Below are 20,340 nucleotides of genomic sequence, written 5' to 3' on the forward strand. Positions count from 1 at the left end.
ATAATAATGGACATACTAGCCCAAATTGACAAAGACAAACTGCCACAACATGTTGCCATCATTATGGATGGCAATGGAAGGTGGGCAAAAAAGCAAGGTCTATTAAGAGCTGCTGGTCATAAGAAAGGAACAAGAGCTGTTAGAGAAGCTGTAGAATGTGCTGCAGAGTTAGGAATCAAACATCTAACGCTTTATGCCTTTTCTACAGAAAACTGGAATCGCCCCAAAGCTGAGGTTGATACCTTAATGAAACTGCTCGTTTCTTCCTTAAAAAAAGAAATAGCCACTTTACAAGATAATGATGTGGTGTTAGGAACAATTGGTGCCATAAACACACTACCTGACAAAGCTCAAAGAGAATTAGAAGAAGTAATTTCTAAAACTCAAAACAACAAAGGATTAAAACTTACGCTTGCTCTAAGCTATGGAAGTAGAGAGGAGATCGTAAAAACAGTCCAAGAAATATGTATTAAAGTTAAAAATAACCTACTTTCGCCAGCTGAAATTGATGAGGATTGTGTTAACAGCCATTTATATACGGCAAATATGCCAGATGTAGATTTGTTAATTAGGACAAGTGGAGAGCAGCGAGTTAGTAATTTTTTATTGTGGCAAATAGCCTATGCTGAATTCTATTTTACAGATATTCTCTGGCCAGATTTCAGAAAACACCATTTACACGACGCGATTTACAATTATCAGAAAAGAGAACGAAGATTTGGAAAGACAAGTGAACAAATTAAATAATACTGTTATTTTTTCAAAAATAACCACAAAATTAATACTCTTTTTTGCCCTTTGCAGTGCTACTTTAGTGCAAGCACAAAGAGTTTTACCATTAGATCCCGACACTAAATACGAGATAGGTGACATCAAAGTAACAGGGACAACTACTTATAATGAAAATACTGTAATTGCATTTACAGGGTTGAGATCTGGTGAATCCATTTTTTTACCTGGCGATAAAATCACCAATGTGATAAAGAAACTCTGGGGGCTAGAATTGTTCTCTGATATTAGTCTTTATGTTACAAGTGTTACTGGCAAAAAGGTAGATTTACAATTAGATATTAAGGAAGTTCCACAACTTAATGAAGTACGTTTTGAAGGCATAAAGCAAAAGAAAGGGTCTACGTTTATAAAAGACAATGGTCTTAACAAAGGGGCCAAAGTGACAGAAAATCTAGAGACTACAACAAAAAATTACATTGAGAATAGTTATAAGAAAAAGGGTTACTACAACTCTAAGGTTTATATTAACACTATTCCTGTCGCAGATACGGTTTCTAGCAACAAAGTCAATATGATAGTGAATATTGACAAAGGAGAGCGTGTTAAAATTGCTGACATTAATTTTATGGGTCGCGAGAAGTTAAAAGAAAAGAAACTTCTAGGTGCCATGAAAAATACAAAAGAGAAAAAAATCTGGAGACTCTGGAAACGATCCAAATTTGCAAAAGCAGATTATGAAGAAGATAAAGTATCTCTTATCAACAAGTATAAAGAAAAAGGTTATAGAGATGCGCGCATTATATCAGATTCAATTATTAAGAATGATGAAAATAGTATTACTCTTAATTTAGAAATTGAAGAAGGTAACAGGTATTATATAGGAGACATTGACTTTATAGGAAATACAGTCTATACAGATGAGCAATTAAGCCGTCAGCTAGGCTTAGGAAAAGGAGATGTTTATAATGGAGTTCTTCTCAAAGAACGTATTCAAGATGATTCAGATCCAAACTCAGATAACATCGCAAACCTTTACCAAAATAGCGGGTATTTATTCTCAAACGTAAATGCTGTAGAGACGGGCGTAGCTAATGACACAATTAATTTTGAAGTAAGAATATCTGAAGGAAAACTCGCTTATTTCAATAAAGTCACTGTAAAAGGAAACGACAAAACCAAAGATCCAGTTATTTACCGTGAGCTATTAACAAAGCCTGGACAGCGTTATAGTAAATCTGCAGTTGTCAATACCGTTAGGGAATTGGGACAACTAGGATTTTTTGATGCACAGCAACTTACGCCAGAGTTTAAAAACTTTGATCAACAAGCGGGAACCGTAGATTTAGAATACAATGTCGTAGAGCAAGGCGCTAGCCAGATAGAACTTCAAGGAGGTTTTGGTGGTGGTGGTTTTGTAGGGACCTTGGGGCTTTCATTCAACAACTTTTCTATACAAAACATTTTTAATAAAGAGGCTTATAAACCTCTGCCCATGGGAGATGGTCAAAAGTTTTCTTTAAGAGCACAAGCAAGTCAGTTCTATCAAACATATAGTGCTTCACTCACAGATCCATGGTTTGGGGGAGAGAAGCCAGTTCAATTTTCTGCCTCTTTTTCACATTCTATCCAATACTTATTTAACAGTAGGGCTACAAGTCAAAGAGATCGTGTAGATAGAGACAGAAGATTTTTAATTACTGGAGGATCACTAGGTCTCGCTAAAAGACTAACGTGGCCAGATAGAAACTTTACATTATCACATGCGATAGGCTTTCAACATTACGATTTACAAAACTACAACACAGGTCTCTTTACCTTTGGAAATGGTTCGTCTGAAAACCTTGCCTACACTATCGGTCTAAGCAGAAAAGAACTTTATGGAGGATTAATCTTTCCAACAGGAGGTTCTGACATCAGTATTTCAGGTAAGTTTACTTTACCTTATTCTGTTTGGAATGGAACTGACTATGAGCAGCTAGCTCTAGATCGTGAAGATGCAGTTGCAAATCAAGATAACCAAAGAATAGGAGAGATTGATCAAGAAAGATTTAACTGGCTTGAGTATTACAAAGTAAAATTTGATGGAAAGTGGTACACGGGACTTGTAGATAAATTTGTTTTACAAACAGGTATTGAGCTCGGATATCTCGGAGCATATAATAATGCTAGAGGCATCCCACCATTTGAACGTTTTTTCTTAGGTGGAGATGGTCTAGGAGGTTTCTCTCTTGACGGAAGAGAGGTAATTAGATTGAGAGGGTATCCTAATCAAGCGGTAACTCCAATTGATAGAGAGTTTTCAAGGACGTCTAATTCTGCAAATGATGGCGCCACTATTTATAATAAGTTTAGTCTTGAACTAAGATACCCTATTACTTTTAGCCAGCAAGCAAGTATTTATGCACTTACTTTTGCAGAAGGTGGTGCGTCTTATGACAATTTTAGAGACTATAACCCGTTCCAATTGAGTAGATCTGCTGGAGCTGGAATTCGTATCTTTATGCCTGCATTCGGTTTATTAGGACTTGACTTTGGATATGGATTTGATCCTATACCAGGTACCGTAGGTGCAAATGGTTGGGAAACTCATTTTATAATCGGACAGCAGTTCTAGTTTTGGCACGGTTATTTCTAATGCAACTCTGAACTTATGAAAGTAAAAATTTTTATCGTTATTCTTGGGATCCTAAGTTTCTCAACGTCGGCAAAAGCTCAACGAGGTATACGCATTGCTTATATCGATATGGATTATATTCTTGAAAATGTTCCGGAATACAAAGAGGCATCTGCTTTACTTGATACTAAGGTAGGGAAATGGAAAAGCGAAATAGAAACAAAACTTCGTAATGTTGATGAAATGAACGCACAGCTTGATAATGAACGTGCATTATTAACTAAAGAGCTTATAGAAGAAAGAGATGAAGAAATAGCTTTTGAAAGAGAGCAAATATTAGAATACCAGCAAAAAAGGTTTGGGCCTGGGGGTGACTTATCAATACAACGTAGGCAATTAGTACAGCCTGTACAAGATCAAGTTTTTAATGCTGTACAAGAAATATCAACTGCAAGAAAATACGATTTAGTCTTTGACAAATCTTCAGAACTAATGCTTCTATACACAGCAGACAGACTTGATATTAGTGATCAAGTTTTACGAAGTATTACAAGAGCCTCAAAAAGGACACAACTCAATTCTAAGAAAGATGAAAAAATTTTTGATATAGACGAGGCGAAAACTTTTGATGAAGACAGAGCTACACAAGAACGGCAAAGTAAAATTGAAAATAAAAAATCTGAACGTGAGGCAGCCTTAGAAGAAAGAGCTAAGAAAAGAGCCTCTGAAAAAGAAGAGAGACAAAAAGCTTTTGAAGAGAGAAGAAGAAAATTACTAGAAGCTCGTGAGCGTAGAAAAGACTCTATTGCTGATGCTAGAGCGAATAAAGAAACCCGATCTTCTTTACCAGAGCCGCTATCTGTAAACAAGACAAGTAAGGAAGATGCTGTACAAGCAAGACAAAGGCAAAAAGATTCTATTATAGCAGCACGCACGAGAAAAAGAGACTCTATACTAGCCGCGAGAAAAAAGAAAGTTACCCCATCTGGAAGTGATGATGGTGATAACGATTAACCCAATTTTTAAAACAACAGTTAACTTAAATTTAAAATCACAATGAAACAGTTTACAAAAGTCGTAGTAGCAATAGCATTATTAATAGGTATGACTAGCGCTGTACAGGCACAAAGTAAAGTAGCACATATCAACTCACAAGGACTTGTTGAGGCAATGCCTAGTTATAAAACTGCTATGGGCGACTTAGAAAAATTACAAACATCTTATCAAGCAGAGATCTCTGGAATGGGCGCAGAATTGCAAAAGACTGCAGATCGTTACAACCGTGAAGCTGACTCGCAAACTGACGAGGAAAATGCAAGACGTATGCAAGAAATACAAGAAACACGTACAAATATTTCAAAGTACCAACAATCTGCTTACGGTAAACTTCAAGAAAGAGAGCAGGAGTTACTAAAGCCTATTATTGAAAAGGCAAGAGTAGCTATCCAAAAAGTAGCTAGAGCAAAAGGTTATGATTTTGTTCTTGATTCAACTCCTGGAGCTGGTGGCGTTCTTATGGCAGATGGATATGACCTTATGGTTGATGCAAAAAAAGAATTAGGCATCTAAGAATGTAATAATTTACAGCTAATAAAAACAAAAAAACTGCTCTCTAAACGAGGGCAGTTTTTTTTATTTTTGACTTATGGAGAATCAGCAGGCAATAGGTGTTTTTGATAGTGGTGTAGGTGGCACTTCTATATGGCAAGAGATTGTTACACAATTACCTTTTGAGAATACTATATATCTAGCCGATAGTAAATATGCTCCTTACGGCACTCGCTCTAGTGACGAAATTATTTCTCTCTCTATAAAAAACACAGAACGATTAATAGACTTAGGATCAAAGATTATTGTTGTTGCCTGTAATACTGCCACTACAAATGCTATTGATTATTTAAGAACACATTACGACATTCCATTTATAGGTATAGAACCTGCTATAAAACCTGCAGCTTTGCAATCTATCACAAAATCCATAGGAATACTTGCTACAAAAGGGACACTTAACAGCAACCTCTTTCATAGTACCATGGACAAATATGCTCAAGATGTAAATGTCTTGGAAGTTATAGGTGAAGGGTTAGTTCCTTTAATTGAAGCAAATCAATTAGAGAGTGAGGAATTAAAAACTCTTCTCACTTCCTATGTAGAATTAATGCTTGATGCAGGTATAGACCACCTAGTTTTGGGCTGTAGTCACTATCCTTTTCTTATTCCACAGTTAAAAAAAATACTCCCAACCCACGTTAAAATAATTGATTCTGGATTGGCTGTTGCAAAACAAACTGAAACAGTGCTATCGCTAAATGGCAATCTCAAAATAGAGGGCATTGGAAGTCATATGCTTTACTCTAACAAGGATGTAGGTGTGCTGGAGAGTTTTGTGTCACGCTTTCGCGAAAGCGAATTAAAAAACAATACTGTAAATATTAGGTATCTAGACTTTTGATGAAATTTACTGGAAATGAGCCAGTAAATTTGCTTTTTGACTTGCAGAAACATTGATCTCTTTTCCACCACTCAATACGACACTTCCACCTTTACCTTTCTTATAACTTGTAATTTCATTAAGATTAACAAGGTATGATTTGTGGACTCTAGCAAAACCAAAGTTATTCAATGCATTTTCAAAATACTTAAGGGTTTTACTCACTAATAGCTTAGCTCCAGAGTTTAAATAAATCTGAGTATAATTATCATCTGCCTTACAATACAAAATATCCTTTACAACAAGTACCTCAAATCCATCTTGCACTGGTATTGTGATTTTACCTTGCTTTTCCACCGTAGTTGCAACTAGAACTTTATTTTCTAACTCATTTTCTTTCTTTTTTATAGTCATCACAATATCTACTGCCTTAATTAATTCATCAATAGATACTGGCTTAAGAAGATAATAGGCCGCGTGACTATTAAGAGCATCCATGGCATATTGATTATAAGCCGTGACAAATACCGTTTCAAATGCACGATCTGCTATTTGTTCTAAAAGGTCAAAGGCGTTACCCTTAGGCATTTCTACATCTAAAAAAACAAGGTCTACAGTTGTGCTTTGAAGTAAGCTTAGCGCCTCACTTACATTGGCTGCTTCACCCACAATAGTAACTCTAGGGCAATACTTAGAAAGATAATTACGTAATATCTCTCTGCTTGTCTCTTCATCTTCGACTAATATTGTTCTAAGCTCCATTAATTTCTTTTCTTTAATGTCAAGGCAACTTTTGTTCCTTCTCCGTTTTTAAACGCATCGGTTATGCTTACATTAATAGTATTTCCGTACATATCGTTGAGAATTGCAATACGCTTCTTGATATTTCCCATCCCTTTGGACTTTTGCTTCTTTTGATGGTCCGTTTTTAAAAGTTTACTTTGCAACCTACCTACACCGTCATCTGTAACTCTTATTACTGCAGTTTCTTCATCCTTTTGTTTAAAATCAATCTGTAGGTTTCCTTTCTTTTCTTTGTACCTCAAGCCATGCCATATTGCATTCTCTACATAAGGCTGTAATAACATAGGGGGTATAAGGAAATCATCAAGATTCATATTTTCATCTATTGTAATTGTATAGTCAAATTTATCTTTAAAACGGAAATGCTCTAACATGGTATATCTTTTAATAAGCTCAAGCTCATTAGATAATGGAATAAAATCTTCTTCACTATTTTCTAATACTGCTCGCATCAGAATTGAAAAATCTGACAAATACTTGTTTGCTGTTCGTTCATCATTGGTCGCAATAAAACTATTTACAGAATTTAATGCATTAAATATAAAATGAGGATTCATCTGGGAGCGAAGGCCTTTTAAGGCGAGTATGTTATTTGCAAGTTTTTGTTGCTTATTACTTCTATACATTGAAAATGCTGTAAGCAGCAATAAAACTGCTATGACTGCTAGCGATCCAATAATGAGCCTTTGCCTCATATCGCGGGCCTTAACAAGCTCCTGCTCTTGAGTATAGAGCTGATACTTGCTTTCATTGAGCAAACGGTCTTTTTCGAGACTCATGATTCTATTTTGCTTTGCTGCTATTTCTTTACCAAATCTAGTTGCCTGAGATATTTCTTGTTCTTTTCTATTATAACTTAAATCTACCACTTCTTTATAGGCTTCATAAGCGGTGGCAGCTTTTTCAAACTCGCCGTTATCACGAAACACTTCTGAAAGACGTCTGCGCGCATCTTTCTCAACAATAAGATCTTCTTTTGTGACCGCCTCTTCAATACTTTTCTCAAAGTAAGGTATGGCTTCCTCTAGCTTTTTTTGAGCAGCCAATGCATTTCCAATTTTGTAATTCTGTTTCTGAACCGTTATGTTATCATCATTAGATATAGAGTCTACGGCAATCTCTTTAAGATCCTCTAAGGCTGATTGTCGCAATTGTATCTCTGCGTCAAAAGAATTATTTTTGCTATAAAAATCGGCAACTTTTGCTTTTGCCCGGATAGAAACTTCTGATGTTTCTCTATTTGACAAAGCTGCTGCTTCATTAAAATAGGTAGCAGCCTGTTGAGGCGAACCTTGTTGCTCGTAAACAGCACCTAATTTAGTATTTAGGCGGGCAGCTTCAGATATTTTTTTACGTTTTGATACATCCTTTTCGACCGCGGTATAATTTGTTATGGAGCTCACATAATCACCTGTGGCTACATAAGCGTCGCCTAAACCTTCTTTTATCTTAACGCTCTGTTCTGGACTAATATCCTTACGGGAAAGTTTTAGATATAGACGTATACTCTCTTGGTAATTTTTATTAGCATACAGTGCCTTTGCTAAAAGAATTTCTACTGGTATAGCGGGTAGATTTTCAATACTATTCTTATAATTTGATACTGCAAGGTCATATTGTTTCCAGTAGCTATAAATATCACCTAGTAGCCTAAAACTTTCTGCCCGTTGACTTTTAGAAATAGTTGTCTTAGACAGTGCTTCTATGATTTTATCAATTGCTTGCGCAGCATCATTTTTATAAATACGCTTAGCTTCGCTTAGCAATTGAGTGTAAGAATTCTGAGCCCTTGTTTTTTTGTTTGATGCACTCTCTTTGCTGGATGTCACTTCTAAACGTATGCGCTGCCTGTCCTTTATTGTATAGTATACTGGTGTAAAATTTTCTCCTCTTATTACTAACTCATCCCCAATCTTTCCTCGAATTCTAAACGTGCCATCCCTACTTGTTATCGTGTACGCTCCTCCTGTAATTTCTACATTAACCCCACCTACAGGCTTCATATGCTCTGTGTCTAACACAGAACCTACAATTATAAAGCTTGAGTTTCCTGTACGACTTACAGCTTCAGTTTCTTGTTGTGAAAAAGCTATACTGCATACCACAAACAAACATATATTTACGATGCTTTTCAAATAATTCATTGTGTCAAACATAATCTAAAAATATAGCATCTTAAAATCAACACATGTAGATCTAAGCTCAAAACTTATGTAACAAACAACTGGTATACGCGATCACAAGTCCGCTTGTAGACTTCCCTAATCGAGAAAAGAGGTTCCCTCATTTATCCTAATATCAGCTTTTACTTCTTGCTATGTTTACAATCTATTCATCAATAAATTAAATTATGAAATCACTCACACTCCTCGGATTAAGCATCCTTTTAACAATTTCTACCTATGCTAAAAAGGATCATTTTAAAGATTCCGCTTTCGCGAAAGCGAATCAGTCATCAAACGCTATCTCTTCTAAAATAGAAATGGAAAATAAAAATTCTTTACCTACCATTAGAGTAGCCCTACTACTAGACACTTCCAATAGTATGGACGGACTTATAGATCAAGCAAGGGCACAGCTCTGGGAACTCGTAAACGAATTGTCATATGCAAGATGCGGTAATGACATACATCCAGAACTCAAGATTGCATTGTATGAATATGGAAATGATAGACTAGATGCACGAGAAGGTTATATAAGACAAGTAAACTCCTTTAGTAACGATCTAGATGAAATTTCAAAAAACTTGTTCGCACTTACTACAAATGGAGGCAATGAATACTGTGGAAACGTGATATTATCTTCTTTAAATCAACTTGACTGGGGTACGGAAAGCGAGGGTTTGAATATTATTTTCATAGCAGGCAATGAACCGTTTAATCAAGGCCCTGTAGCGTATACACATGCAGTAAACAGAGCTTGCGACAAAGATGTTACCGTTAATACTATATTTTGTGGTGATTACAACACAGGTGCTAAAGCACTATGGAAAGATGCAGCAAGATTATCAAAAGGAGAATATATTGCAATTAATAGCGATCGAGCAACCGTTCATGTTTCTTCTCCGTATGATGATAGGATTTTAGAAAAAAATGAAGAGTTAAACAAAACCTACATTGGCTATGGCGCTCTAGGACAAGTAAAGTTGCAACTTCAATCTACACAAGATGAAAATGCTCAGACCTATGGCGAGGCAAACGCTGTAAAGAGAGTGGTTACAAAAAGTTCTAGATTTTACAAAAACAGTAGTTGGGATCTGGTAGATGCTCTTGAAGAAAACGAAGAAATCGTTGAGAGTATAAATAAATATGACCTACCTAACCATCTCAAAGGAAAAACAAAAAAAGAACTAAAAACATACTTAGAACTTAAAAAATCAGATCGAGTTGAAATACAAGAAGAAATTGCAACGCTCAATCTTAAACGAAAACAATATGTTTCAAATAAAACAAATATCAAAGATAATGAGTTACGTAATGCTTTAGTAGCTGCGATAAAAAAACAAGGAAAAGAGAAGGGTTTTGTGTGGAAGCAATAAGCAAGACCTAAATTATCACTTAACTTAACGGGTGGGTGATTTTTTAGTTAAAAGCGTTCATTGTATGAATTTAAGATATCGTTAACGTCTATATGTATAATCAGGGACGTATAACCATCAACTTAACTTTAAATAATGATCATGATGAATTCAAAAACAACTAGAAATGTCTTGCTTATAGCTATTACCGCAGGAACTTTAACCTCTTGTGTTTCTAAAAAGAAATATACACAACTTCAATCTGAATATGATGACACAAAAGTCACCTTAGTAAAAACTACTGTTGAAAAAGAAGAAATAGAGGCAAAGTATGCTGCAATTGAAGCTCGTGTAGAAAACTATAATTCAAAAATAAATTCACTTCAAGAGACAAACGATGCCAAGTTTGATATCACCACTAATGGCACTGTGATCTCAGAGGACACTAAAAAGCAATTAAGAACAGTCCTTGCCAATGTAGATCCTAGTGAACTCGCTCAAGCAGAAACACTAGAAGACTCTATGAATCTTGCGGTTTCATATAAATTAAAGCGCAATCTTGATAAAGACTTAGAAAGTAATTCAAATCCTGATGATATAGCTATTGATATAGATAATACCGTTGTTATGATTTCAATTTCAGATAAAATGCTATTCCGTTCTGGTAGCTACCGCATGAGCAAAGAAGCAGATGATTTACTCCAACGTATTGCAACAGTTGTCAATTCAGAGCCTGCCGTAGAAGTTATGGTGGAGGGTCATACTGACAGCCGTACTGTTAAAAAAGGATCTCACCTTAAAGACAACTGGGATTTGAGTGTGCAAAGAGCTACCTCTATTGTAAGAGAATTACAAAATAGATATAATGTAGACCCTTCAAAATTAATTGCATCAGGAAGAAGCAGCTACGTACCGCTAGTTCCTAATGATAGCAAAGAAAATATGGCAAAAAACAGAAGAACAAAAATAATCATACTTCCTAATTTGGATAAGTTTCTTGCATTAATGGCTTCAAATGAATAGCCTTCTTTAATAGAGATATTCGTTTTTACCATATTATAATAAATCCTTCAAAATAATTGATTTTGAAGGATTTATTCTTTTAATTTATCGCAGGACAGTTACAATCATAAGGTGCTCTAGTCTCACCAAAATTATAACCAAGTGTTATTTGATGAAAGCCTCCTGTCGTTAAGACAGTATCATTTGCTTGATATGAATAGGTATAACCCACAAGAAATTCATTATAAGAACCTCCTATAAAAGGTGTAAAAAACTGCGTCTTTTGTAAGTTAATCGTTTCTCCATTAGAACTAAACTCTCCACCATCTAAATTTCTACGGTAGGAAAGGCCTCCCCATAATCGCCCCCAGTCTGTCTTGTAATAAGCTTTTAAATTTCCATCTATTGCAGCCTCACCAGTACGCTCTGTTGCTTGAAATAGTACTGAAGGCTCAAAACTCCACGCAGATACTATAGGAGAAATCACATAACCTAGTGAAACTATGTAACGTCGTTGATTATTTGGTTCAAGATCTTCACTAAAGATGTCTCTTTTTGCTGGAATCGCATTCTTAACTGTAAAATGAGCAGAAAAATCTAAAAAGTTATAAGACATCCCAAAATCAACATTAAAGTAAGCGTCGCTTAGAATACCACCAGTAATTATAGGATCGTTAGTGGGGCCAAAAGCAGTCTCATCTAATTTACCTTGGACAATACCCCCGCTAATGCCAAATGAAAGTTGGTTAAGGTCCGTATAATTACGTGATAGTAGTAAATGGTACGCAAATGTTGCAAAAGCCCCTTGTTGAGAAAAGTAACCATTACGATCATTATAAAGAATCCCCCCTACACCTATCTTTTCGCCCACGCGACTATTGACATTTAATGTTTGTAAAGCGGGTGCATTATTAACACCTGCCCACTGGCTACGTGCTGTCAATCTGATTTTCCCAGTTTTTGAAGCTCCCGCCATAGAAGGATGCAATAGGTACAAATTATCTTGTAAATAATCCCAGTAGACAGGAATTCCCTCTTGTGCTACTGCAAATTGAACAAAGAATAATGCTAATAGAAAATATAATTTCTTAAAACTCATTGTATACTTTTTCTATGATACATTTATGAAATGTTTTAACGTAACATCTCATGTATGCTCATTAATTCAGGTAAGAAATCACGTTACACGCTGTCTCTCCTATGGCTTTCAAAAATAGAGCTTTTCATTAATTCTAACTTTAGAATTGATGTCAACTTTTTAATAATTTCTATTAATGATGATTAAATAATTATGCTTTCACAGAAGCAGTGAATTTCACTTAAAAGAGTGTGATAATAAGGTCAATAAACGAAGCAAAAGCTAGACTTTAATTACCTTTGCAAAAAAAATTAATGGCTCCATATAAGATTTCTGTAGAGGTAACTACAAACCCAGCAATTAAAAAGTTTCAGGCAGATCAATTTCTCGTTAATCATAACAGCTACGAGTTCAAAAATATTGATGAGGCAAGCAATTCTCCACTAGCGCAACAACTGTTTTATTTACCATTTGTAAAAACGGTTTACATTGCACAAAACTTTGTAGCGATAGAAAAGTATAATATTGTAGACTGGATTGATATACAAGATGAGGTTGCAAATCAAATTGCAGATTTTTTAAATGACAATGGGATCATAATCATAGAGGATGTTGCCGCAAAGAAAATTCCTGCAACGGTTTATGCCGAGTCTACTCCCAACCCTTCTACCCTTAAATTTGTAGCCAATAAAAAATTGGTCACCACCGCTTTTGAGTTTAAAAGTATTGAAGACACCACTAATGCGCCGCTTGCAAAAGCACTTTATAGCTTTCCGTTTATAAAAGAAATCTTCTTTGATGAAAATTATATTTCTATTCAAAAATATGATGTGGTAGAGTGGGATGAGGTCGTGACAGAAACGCGTGAATTCATAAGAGATTACATTCAAGAAGGAAAAGAGATTGTGACTGCCGCACAATTAAAAACACCTCAGCAAGCAGATGCTATTTCAGAGAAAGAATTTGAATCTCTAGATGACATTTCAAAAGAGATTGTCAACATCATAGAAGAATATATCAAACCGGCTGTAGCCAGTGATGGTGGTAATATCCTTTTTAAGAACTACGATGAAAACAGTAAAAATGTCTCTGTAATTCTTCAAGGAGCTTGCAGCGGGTGTCCTTCAAGTACATTTACACTTAAGAATGGTATAGAAAATATGCTTAAAGAAATGCTTCCTGGTAAGATTAATAATGTAGAAGCGATTAATGGATAGAAACTAATATTCCACTAAAAAGAAAACCCTTTTGATAGTTCAAAAGGGTTTTTTCTTAGGTATAATATAGAGATCTAACTATTTAAAAGCATTTTCTCCAGTAATATCCAATCCGGTGATCAGTAAATGAATATCGTGTGTTCCTTCATACGTAATCACACTTTCTAAATTCATCATGTGTCTCATGATACTGTACTCACCAGTAATTCCCATACCTCCTAGCATTTGTCTTGCTTCACGAGCAATTTTGATAGCCATATCAACATTGTTACGCTTAGCCATAGAAATTTGTGCAGAGGTTGCACGGTCTTCATTTTTAAGTTGACCTAGACGAAAAGCTAGTAACTGTGCTTTGGTGATTTCTGTAATCATCTCTGCAAGTTTCTTTTGTTGCAATTGAAAAGCTGCAATAGGCTTCCCAAATTGAATACGCTCTTTAGCATATCTTAGAGCCGTATCATAACAGTCCATAGCTGCTCCTATGGCTCCCCATGCGATACCGTAACGTGCAGAATCTAGACACCCTAACGGTGCTCCTAGTCCTGATTTGTTTGGTAGTAAGTTTTCTTTAGGCACTTTTACATCCTGAAAAATAAGTTCTCCGGTTGCACTCGCACGCAATGACCACTTATTATGAGTTTCTGGCGTAGAGAATCCTTCCATCCCACGCTCAACAATAAGACCGTGTATACGCCCTTCCTCATTCTTTGCCCAGACTACTGCAACATCACAAAACGGACTGTTAGAAATCCAAAGCTTTGCTCCATTTAATAAGTAGTGATCTCCTTTATCTTTAAAGTTGGTCACCATCCCACTTGGGTTGGACCCGTGATCTGGTTCTGTAAGACCAAAAGATCCCATAAACTCACCAGAAGCAAGTTTAGGTAAGTATTTTTTGCGCTGCTCCTCTGTACCATATTTGTAGATAGGATACATCACAAGAGAAGATTGTACAGAGGCAGTAGATCGCACTCCAGAATCTCCACGTTCTATTTCTTGCATGATTAGTCCATAGGAGATTTGATCTAGTCCTGCTCCACCGTATTCCTCTGGAATATATGGACCAAAAGCCCCTATTTCTGCAAGACCAGGGATGATAGATTTTGGAAATTTGGCCTCCTGAGCTGCTTCCTCAATTATAGGTGATACATCACGCTTTACCCATGCACGGGCAGCATCTCGTATTAATTTATGTTCTTCGGTCAGAAGGTCGTCTAGATTGTAATAATCTGGCGCCTCAAAAAGATCTGGTTTCATAGCTTGGTTTTTAACGCAGTAAAAGTAACGAAAACGTTTTCTTCCTAAAAAAAATACGCCTACATTTTAAGGTAGAAATCTTTGACCAAGGAGATATACTCCGAAGTGTAGTTGTGGCGAGAATTTTCAATGGTGAGCTCAGATACTTTTGGTGTAGTTTCGCTTTCGCGAAAGCGGAATTCCATCAAACTCCTCTTAACTTCAGAAGTAGGGGTTCCCTTTACTCTCGTAATTCGGGTAGGAAACAAATCTGCTCGTGAACAAAGCAATTTAAAATCTTCTTCACGATAATACGGAATGACCACGGAAAACTGTCCCTCTGGAGATAGCAACTTTGCTACAGCCCCCACTAACAATTCAAATGGCATGGCATCTTCAAAACGTGCATTTTCTCTAGCATTTTGAGCAGCGCCATCTGCAACCGAACGTGATTGCACATCACTTACAGTTGCTGCACTTAAGTTCTTTTCAAAAAAGGGTGGGTTACAAATAATGAGATCATACGTATCCTCAATTTCTACGGCAAATTCATACAAATGCGCATGATAACAAAACAGCCGATCGCCCCAAGGACTGTTTTCAAAATTTTCGGCCGCTTGTTCAAAGGCGTTATCGTCTAGCTCTACCGCATCTATAGTTTGCGCATTGCTCCGTTGGGCAAGCATCAAAGCAATGACTCCTGTACCTGTACCGACATCTAAAATACTGTCTGGATAGTGATCTAGCGATGCCCATGCTCCTAACAAAACTCCGTCGGTTCCTATTTTCATGGCACAACGGTCTTGATGTATTGAAAACTCTTTAAATGTGAAAGGTTTAGATGCAGAGGTACTCATAAAGCTTTTGATTGTTAGATATATAAATCAATCAAACCTTCTGGTAATTCAAAGTGCATTTGCTTTGCCTCACGATCTACCTTTTTAATAAAATCATCTACCATAGGAATAAGGACTTGATTGCCGTCCCTATCTATTTCAAAAATAGCTTGGGTATTACTATCATTTACGTAAGTAATCGTACCTATCTCTCCAAACTCCTTATCAACCGCAGTAAATCCTACAACTTCATGAAAGTAAAATTGATCACCTTTTAACTCTGGTAAAAGGTCTAAGGGTAAGTACAAGCTAGCTCCTATCATATCATCTGCATCCTCTTCGGTATCTACATCTTCAAACTTTACCCGGAGTAAACTTGATTTATGTAACTGTGAAGATTCTATAAAATAAGGAACTAAGGTGGGGCCAAAATCTACAAATACAGAATCCATACCTACATATAAGTCTGGCTCATCTGCATCAAGCTTCGCTAGTAACTCTCCTTTAAAACTATACTTGCGTACTATTTTACCAAGGTAAAAACATTCTTCTTTCTTCATAGACTCTAAAAATAGTATTTAATCTTTTTATTACCACAAAAGGGCTTTTGATATTAAAAAGAAACAAAAAAAAAGCCTTGACGTTACATCAAGGCTATTCTTAAACATCTAATGTTTTACTCTTCAGAATCTGCTCCTGCTTCTTCTGTAGCTTCTGCAGTTTCTTCTCCTGCTTCTGGCTCAGGTTGAGCTGCTGCAATACGAGCTTCGTTTACCGCTTTTTCTGCTGCAAGCGCTTCTGCTTTTGCTTTCTCTTCAGCTGCAGAAAGATTTCCTTTCTTAGCCTCCACTTTGTTAGCTTTTTCTTCTACCCAAGCATTAAATTTTTCTTCTGCTTGCTCCTCAGTGATAGCGCCTTTACGTACACCACCTACTAAGTGATTTTTAAGCATTGCTCCTTTGTAAGAAAGAAGACGCTTTGCCGTTTCAGTAGGCTGTGCTCCGTTCTGTAACCATGTTACCGCTCCGTCAACATCTAAGTCTATTTGAGCTGGGTTACTGTTAGGATTGTAAGTACCTAGTTTCTCTAAGTATTTACCATCTCTCTTTGCACGAGCATCTGCTGCTACGATCCAGTAAAAAGGTTTTCCTTTTTTACCGTGTCTTTGTAATCTGATTTTAACTGACATAAAAGTTAATTTGTGGGGTACCCGACCCCTATTTATTTTAGCCTGCAAATATACTATATTTTTAAGACTCCCAACACTTTATAGATATTTACTGTTAGTCTATTCCTTAAAATTCTAATGGATTGTTTACTCAATGTGTTGAATTATAAAAAAGTGGTATTCCTTATTATTCTATAATCAATAGTTCTAAAGTCTTGTGAGTACGCTTTCGCGAAAGCGTAACCCTGTTCATATTCACCTGAAATTTTCTTGTTTGTTAATGCCTTTATGATTGCTTAACTCGTTTTTAAGTTAATTAGTCACAATTTGAGTATGAATAGGTTAAAGGTGGTTAAAGTACTATGCATAGGGGGATTACCACTATATCTTTACATCATTACTAACAACAAAAAAAACAAAAAATGAGCTATTCAGAAGAAGTAGGAAATAAATTAAATAATTTACTAACTAAATCATACGACGCAGAAGCTGGTTACAAGAAAGCATCAGAAAACGTAAAGAATTCAGGATTAAAAAATTTCTTTAACAGCAGAGCGCAAGATCGTTACAACTTTGGACACGAACTTAAAGAAGAAATCAGAAGCTTTGGACAAGAAGTAGATAAAGGAACAAGTTTCCAAGCAGATATGCACAGAGCATGGATGGACGTGAAAACAGCATTCTCTACAGATGACGACGAGTCAACGTTAGAAGAAGCAATTCGCGGAGAAAAAGCATCAGTTGAAGAATACAATGAAGTATTGACTGAAACTACATTACCAAGTTCTACTAGAGCTATTCTAGAAAAACAACGTAATAGCATACAGAGTGCTCTTAACGAAGTGAAGTCACTTGAAGAGTGGGCATAATCTAATAAAGATTGCAATGAAAAGGAGAAAATCCAGCCAATAGGCTGGATTTTTTTTTGCTTTAATCAACGATAGATTCAAAGTTTGTACGAAGACTGTTGAAGTAGCTTGCTTCCTAACTCAGTTCTATATTGCAATTAGTTACTCTAAATATCGCCACACAAATTGCACCTATCAGAAATGCCGCAAGAATTTTATATTAATTTGTTTTTTCAATTTTGACTTTATACATAAATATAGCGCTATATAAAGCGTTTACTTTTAGGACTTAACAGAGAAGTTCAATTTTTAAATACAATGATTTTCGTCTCAATCTATAAACTCCGAGATAGAAAACTTCAATGACTTATTGATGGAATCATAATCAGTTTCTTTGTCCATGTGTTTTTCAAATTCGGCGAATTTTAGAACTAGAGTTGAATCGATAATTTTAAAGTGCCCCTTACCTTTAGCACCAGATATATATGCTATGGTCCCACACCCTCTTGGTTTATTTTCTTTTTCGCGCTCTTCTTTCACAGTAAGTGGCGAGAAATTATGGTATTTATTATATTCAAATACGTTATTTTCCTTTATGATTATATACGTTAGTTTATCTTTTAAAATATGCTGTCCCTTTTCTAACTTCTCTTGAGAATAAAGTGTTGAGGACATAATAATTAGTAATAGTATAAATGCTTTTGTCATCGTAAAATTATTATTAGTGATCTGTGATTACTTTTACTATGAAGGGCCTGTATTGCATCTCTTATCATCTAATTTAAAAACTATTATTGAATGAATCGAAAGCCAAATTCTTAAATTTTACTATTCATTTGTTTATTACAAAGTCGCCAATTTCAGAAACTTCCCAACTTTTTAAAAATACCTCAACTTTAATTGAGCAAATTATTTACCTTGATATTTATATAAAAAATATCACTAAATATTTCTCACAAGTGGTGCTGACTTAAAAAACTTAGGTTTGCTTTTTGTTGCTCATAATAAAATATTATTACTAATAATTTACTGTTTTCAGGCACCTTGTTTTTTACTTTCCTATCAAAGCTAGCCCAATTACTGTCCTCAATAATTTTAATCAATTTTGAATCCACGGGGTTATCAAATCCAACTATCATATTTATATTTTTAATACCTAAATCAGATGTAAATACGATCTCATAAATTCCATATTTTTTTTCAAGCTCAATACCACTAAATTGTTTTAATTGTTGAGCCAAATTACTTTCATTTCTAAAACTGATTTTATTGGTAAAATGTATATCCTTTGATTTGAGAGTTCTTAAAATATCTAGTTCTTTTTTTTGTTTTCTGATATTCCAATCATAAAATTGAAGTAATCCAGAACACATTCCAACCACATAATTTCCATTATCATTTTTACTCGTATAGATTATTAATTCAGTGTTTTCTGGAATAAACATAGCACATGAGCTTCCCATGTTTCCATCACTACGACCAGCAATAAATATTGACTCAGTTTTTTTACCTTTAAAAAGTTCCTGAATTATTATATCTGCTCTATAAAGTTCTTCCGAACCTTCATTACTATAATTTTTAACGATTTTGACTCTTGCCACTAAATCAGATTTAGAATACTTTTCAGTTAGATTTGGTGGCATACAATCACAAGCAAACACCCCGATGGAAAAAAGAAATAGTGTGATTTGTAAGATTTGTTTCATAGCTGGTGATAACTATAGATCAAAATTAGCTTAAAAAGGCTTGTTTTTAACTCAGTTTTTTTGTGAATTGCAAGACTCTATTCCTGATTAAAATCCATTTTAGTTTGATTCTCTAACTCGCGATTTCTTTGTTTCCTTTTCGTTTCTATACGATTAGAATCTTCAAATACATCAGTCACATTATAAACGCTAATTGTTCCAATTTGAATTTCTCCATCATCATCCATTGTTTGTTCCATTTCTAAGTCTGCAATGATATTTGTTCCATTTGAGAAACTAATTTCTTTATTAATTACAGCTGTTCTAAATTCAGCATCTCGCATATAAAAATTTATTGGAATACCATTAAAAATACCTTTCCATTTCATATTTCCTTTTTTAAGAACAGGAGCAACAATTTCTATAAGTTCACTTTCCTTATATTCAGGCTCAATTTCAATCGTATGAATAATAAATTTATCAAAGTGCTCTCTTGGAACTATATTTTCTTTTGTAATTGGCTCTAAATCTTCATTTAATCTTTGAGTAGAAACTTTTTCAATTTTGTCTTCCTTCAGTAGATTGGAATAAAAATTAGATTTAAATAATTTTACCTTGTTAGTTTCTCCAATATAGATGGATAAATTTTGAATTATTAAGATTTGTTCTTCTGATGTTTTATCATCAGATTCCAAGTCTTCTTTTAATTTTTCAATATGAAGCCTAACTTCTTCCTTTTTCATTTTTTCATAATCTCCATCTCTCGTTATTTCGCTAACTACAACTTCTGTAATAATAGCAGACAGAATACCACCTAAATACAAAAGAGCATTTTTTACACTTCGCTTAACTTTTTTCTTCTTAAGTAATTTGTAATAAGCTTTTATTCCTCCTTCTCCAATCGCAATTGCTTCAAAAAGTAACTCTTCATCAAGTTCAAGAATTTCAGTAACTTCTTTAAAAATTCGAAGTACTTCAAATTCCGATTTATTTTTCAGATAAGCATCCATTGAATGGAAGTCATCTTTAAGAAAGTAATGTATTTGTAAAAACTCCATCTATTAATGTTGGTAGCACGTGTTGCACATAACTAGCGTTTATATAATCCCACCAAAATACACATTCTATCAACAAAGTATTTGCGGATTTCCGCAAATAGATGAAATAAAGCA

At 35.1% G+C, this 20,340-nt stretch carries 19 protein-coding genes; 9 read left to right on the forward strand and 10 right to left on the reverse strand.

The window, feature by feature from the left end; all coding sequences use genetic code 11:
• Positions 1 to 6 precede the first annotated feature (6 nt).
• The 5 genes from OD90_RS07490 to murI all read left to right on the forward strand — a co-directional run bounded on the left by OD90_RS07490 (position 7) and on the right by murI (position 5,798).
• Positions 7 to 747 (forward strand): isoprenyl transferase, encoded by a 741-nt coding sequence (locus tag OD90_RS07490; RefSeq protein WP_144668502.1) that lies wholly within the window; start codon positions 7 to 9, stop codon positions 745 to 747.
• The gene (locus OD90_RS07495; protein WP_144668504.1) at positions 719 to 3,346 is read left to right on the forward strand and encodes an outer membrane protein assembly factor; all 2,628 of its coding nucleotides are present in this window, start codon (positions 719 to 721) and stop codon (positions 3,344 to 3,346) included. The genes OD90_RS07490 and OD90_RS07495 overlap by 29 nt, the downstream gene beginning before the upstream one ends.
• Positions 3,347 to 3,382: 36 nt before the next feature.
• Positions 3,383 to 4,360, forward strand: coding sequence for an OmpH family outer membrane protein (locus OD90_RS07500; RefSeq protein ID WP_144668506.1), 978 nt, complete (start codon positions 3,383 to 3,385; stop codon positions 4,358 to 4,360).
• 42 nt (positions 4,361 to 4,402) lie between these two features.
• Positions 4,403 to 4,915 (forward strand): OmpH family outer membrane protein, encoded by a 513-nt coding sequence (locus tag OD90_RS07505; protein WP_144668508.1) that lies wholly within the window; start codon positions 4,403 to 4,405, stop codon positions 4,913 to 4,915.
• A 76-nt stretch (positions 4,916 to 4,991) separates the two neighbouring features.
• The gene (gene murI / locus OD90_RS07510; protein WP_144668510.1) at positions 4,992 to 5,798 is read left to right on the forward strand and encodes a glutamate racemase; all 807 of its coding nucleotides are present in this window, start codon (positions 4,992 to 4,994) and stop codon (positions 5,796 to 5,798) included.
• A gap of 6 nt (positions 5,799 to 5,804) precedes the next feature.
• On the opposite strand, the gene OD90_RS07515 is transcribed toward murI, so the two are convergent.
• Positions 5,805 to 6,539, reverse strand: a complete 735-nt coding sequence (locus tag OD90_RS07515) for a LytR/AlgR family response regulator transcription factor (protein WP_144668512.1) — start codon at positions 6,537 to 6,539, stop codon at positions 5,805 to 5,807.
• A complete protein-coding gene (locus OD90_RS07520) occupies positions 6,539 to 8,725 on the reverse strand; it encodes a histidine kinase (RefSeq protein WP_261374479.1) in 2,187 nt (728 codons plus the stop codon). The genes OD90_RS07515 and OD90_RS07520 overlap by 1 nt, the downstream gene beginning before the upstream one ends.
• Before the next feature lie 206 nt (positions 8,726 to 8,931).
• On the opposite strand from OD90_RS07520, the gene OD90_RS07525 reads away from it, so the two are divergent.
• Together OD90_RS07525 and OD90_RS07530 are read left to right on the forward strand one after the other, a co-directional pair.
• Positions 8,932 to 10,119, forward strand: coding sequence for a VWA domain-containing protein (locus tag OD90_RS07525; RefSeq protein WP_144668516.1), 1,188 nt, complete (start codon positions 8,932 to 8,934; stop codon positions 10,117 to 10,119).
• Between the two features lie 141 nt (positions 10,120 to 10,260).
• Positions 10,261 to 11,121 carry a flagellar motor protein MotB gene (locus OD90_RS07530; RefSeq protein ID WP_144668517.1) on the forward strand — a complete coding sequence of 287 codons (861 nt, stop codon included), beginning with the start codon at positions 10,261 to 10,263 and terminating at the stop codon, positions 11,119 to 11,121.
• A gap of 79 nt (positions 11,122 to 11,200) precedes the next feature.
• Here OD90_RS07530 and OD90_RS07535 read toward each other — a convergent pair whose 3' ends face one another.
• Positions 11,201 to 12,199 (reverse strand): type IX secretion system membrane protein PorP/SprF, encoded by a 999-nt coding sequence (locus OD90_RS07535; protein WP_144668519.1) that lies wholly within the window; start codon positions 12,197 to 12,199, stop codon positions 11,201 to 11,203.
• A gap of 293 nt (positions 12,200 to 12,492) precedes the next feature.
• Between OD90_RS07535 and OD90_RS07540 the strand changes: the two genes are divergently transcribed.
• Entirely contained in the window at positions 12,493 to 13,395 is a 903-nt protein-coding gene (locus OD90_RS07540; protein WP_144668521.1) for a NifU family protein, read from the forward strand.
• Positions 13,396 to 13,473: 78 nt separating this feature from the next.
• Here the strand turns inward: OD90_RS07540 and OD90_RS07545 are convergent, their stop codons facing one another.
• The 4 genes from OD90_RS07545 to OD90_RS07560 all read right to left on the reverse strand — a co-directional run bounded on the left by OD90_RS07545 (position 13,474) and on the right by OD90_RS07560 (position 16,656).
• A complete protein-coding gene (locus OD90_RS07545) occupies positions 13,474 to 14,652 on the reverse strand; it encodes an acyl-CoA dehydrogenase family protein (RefSeq protein ID WP_144668523.1) in 1,179 nt (392 codons plus the stop codon).
• 59 nt (positions 14,653 to 14,711) lie between these two features.
• Entirely contained in the window at positions 14,712 to 15,488 is a 777-nt protein-coding gene (locus tag OD90_RS07550; protein ID WP_261374480.1) for a tRNA1(Val) (adenine(37)-N6)-methyltransferase, read from the reverse strand.
• 14 nt (positions 15,489 to 15,502) lie between these two features.
• Positions 15,503 to 16,027, reverse strand: coding sequence for a ribosome maturation factor RimM (gene rimM / locus OD90_RS07555; RefSeq protein WP_144668525.1), 525 nt, complete (start codon positions 16,025 to 16,027; stop codon positions 15,503 to 15,505).
• Positions 16,028 to 16,143: 116 nt separating this feature from the next.
• Positions 16,144 to 16,656 carry a 30S ribosomal protein S16 gene (locus OD90_RS07560; RefSeq protein ID WP_144668527.1) on the reverse strand — a complete coding sequence of 171 codons (513 nt, stop codon included), beginning with the start codon at positions 16,654 to 16,656 and terminating at the stop codon, positions 16,144 to 16,146.
• A 401-nt stretch (positions 16,657 to 17,057) separates the two neighbouring features.
• Between OD90_RS07560 and OD90_RS07565 the strand changes: the two genes are divergently transcribed.
• Positions 17,058 to 17,504, forward strand: coding sequence for a ferritin-like domain-containing protein (locus OD90_RS07565; protein ID WP_144668529.1), 447 nt, complete (start codon positions 17,058 to 17,060; stop codon positions 17,502 to 17,504).
• A 309-nt stretch (positions 17,505 to 17,813) separates the two neighbouring features.
• On the opposite strand, the gene OD90_RS07570 is transcribed toward OD90_RS07565, so the two are convergent.
• From OD90_RS07570 to OD90_RS07580, 3 genes are all read right to left on the reverse strand, one after another.
• Entirely contained in the window at positions 17,814 to 18,191 is a 378-nt protein-coding gene (locus OD90_RS07570) for a hypothetical protein (protein WP_144668531.1), read from the reverse strand.
• Positions 18,192 to 18,436: 245 nt separating this feature from the next.
• The gene (locus OD90_RS07575; protein ID WP_144668533.1) at positions 18,437 to 19,189 is read right to left on the reverse strand and encodes a hypothetical protein; all 753 of its coding nucleotides are present in this window, start codon (positions 19,187 to 19,189) and stop codon (positions 18,437 to 18,439) included.
• 77 nt (positions 19,190 to 19,266) lie between these two features.
• Positions 19,267 to 20,226 (reverse strand): hypothetical protein, encoded by a 960-nt coding sequence (locus OD90_RS07580; RefSeq protein WP_186434725.1) that lies wholly within the window; start codon positions 20,224 to 20,226, stop codon positions 19,267 to 19,269.
• Positions 20,227 to 20,340: the final 114 nt, after the last annotated feature.

Source organism: Dokdonia sp. Hel_I_53 (genome assembly GCF_007827465.1).
Lineage (GTDB): Bacteria > Bacteroidota > Bacteroidia > Flavobacteriales > Flavobacteriaceae > Dokdonia.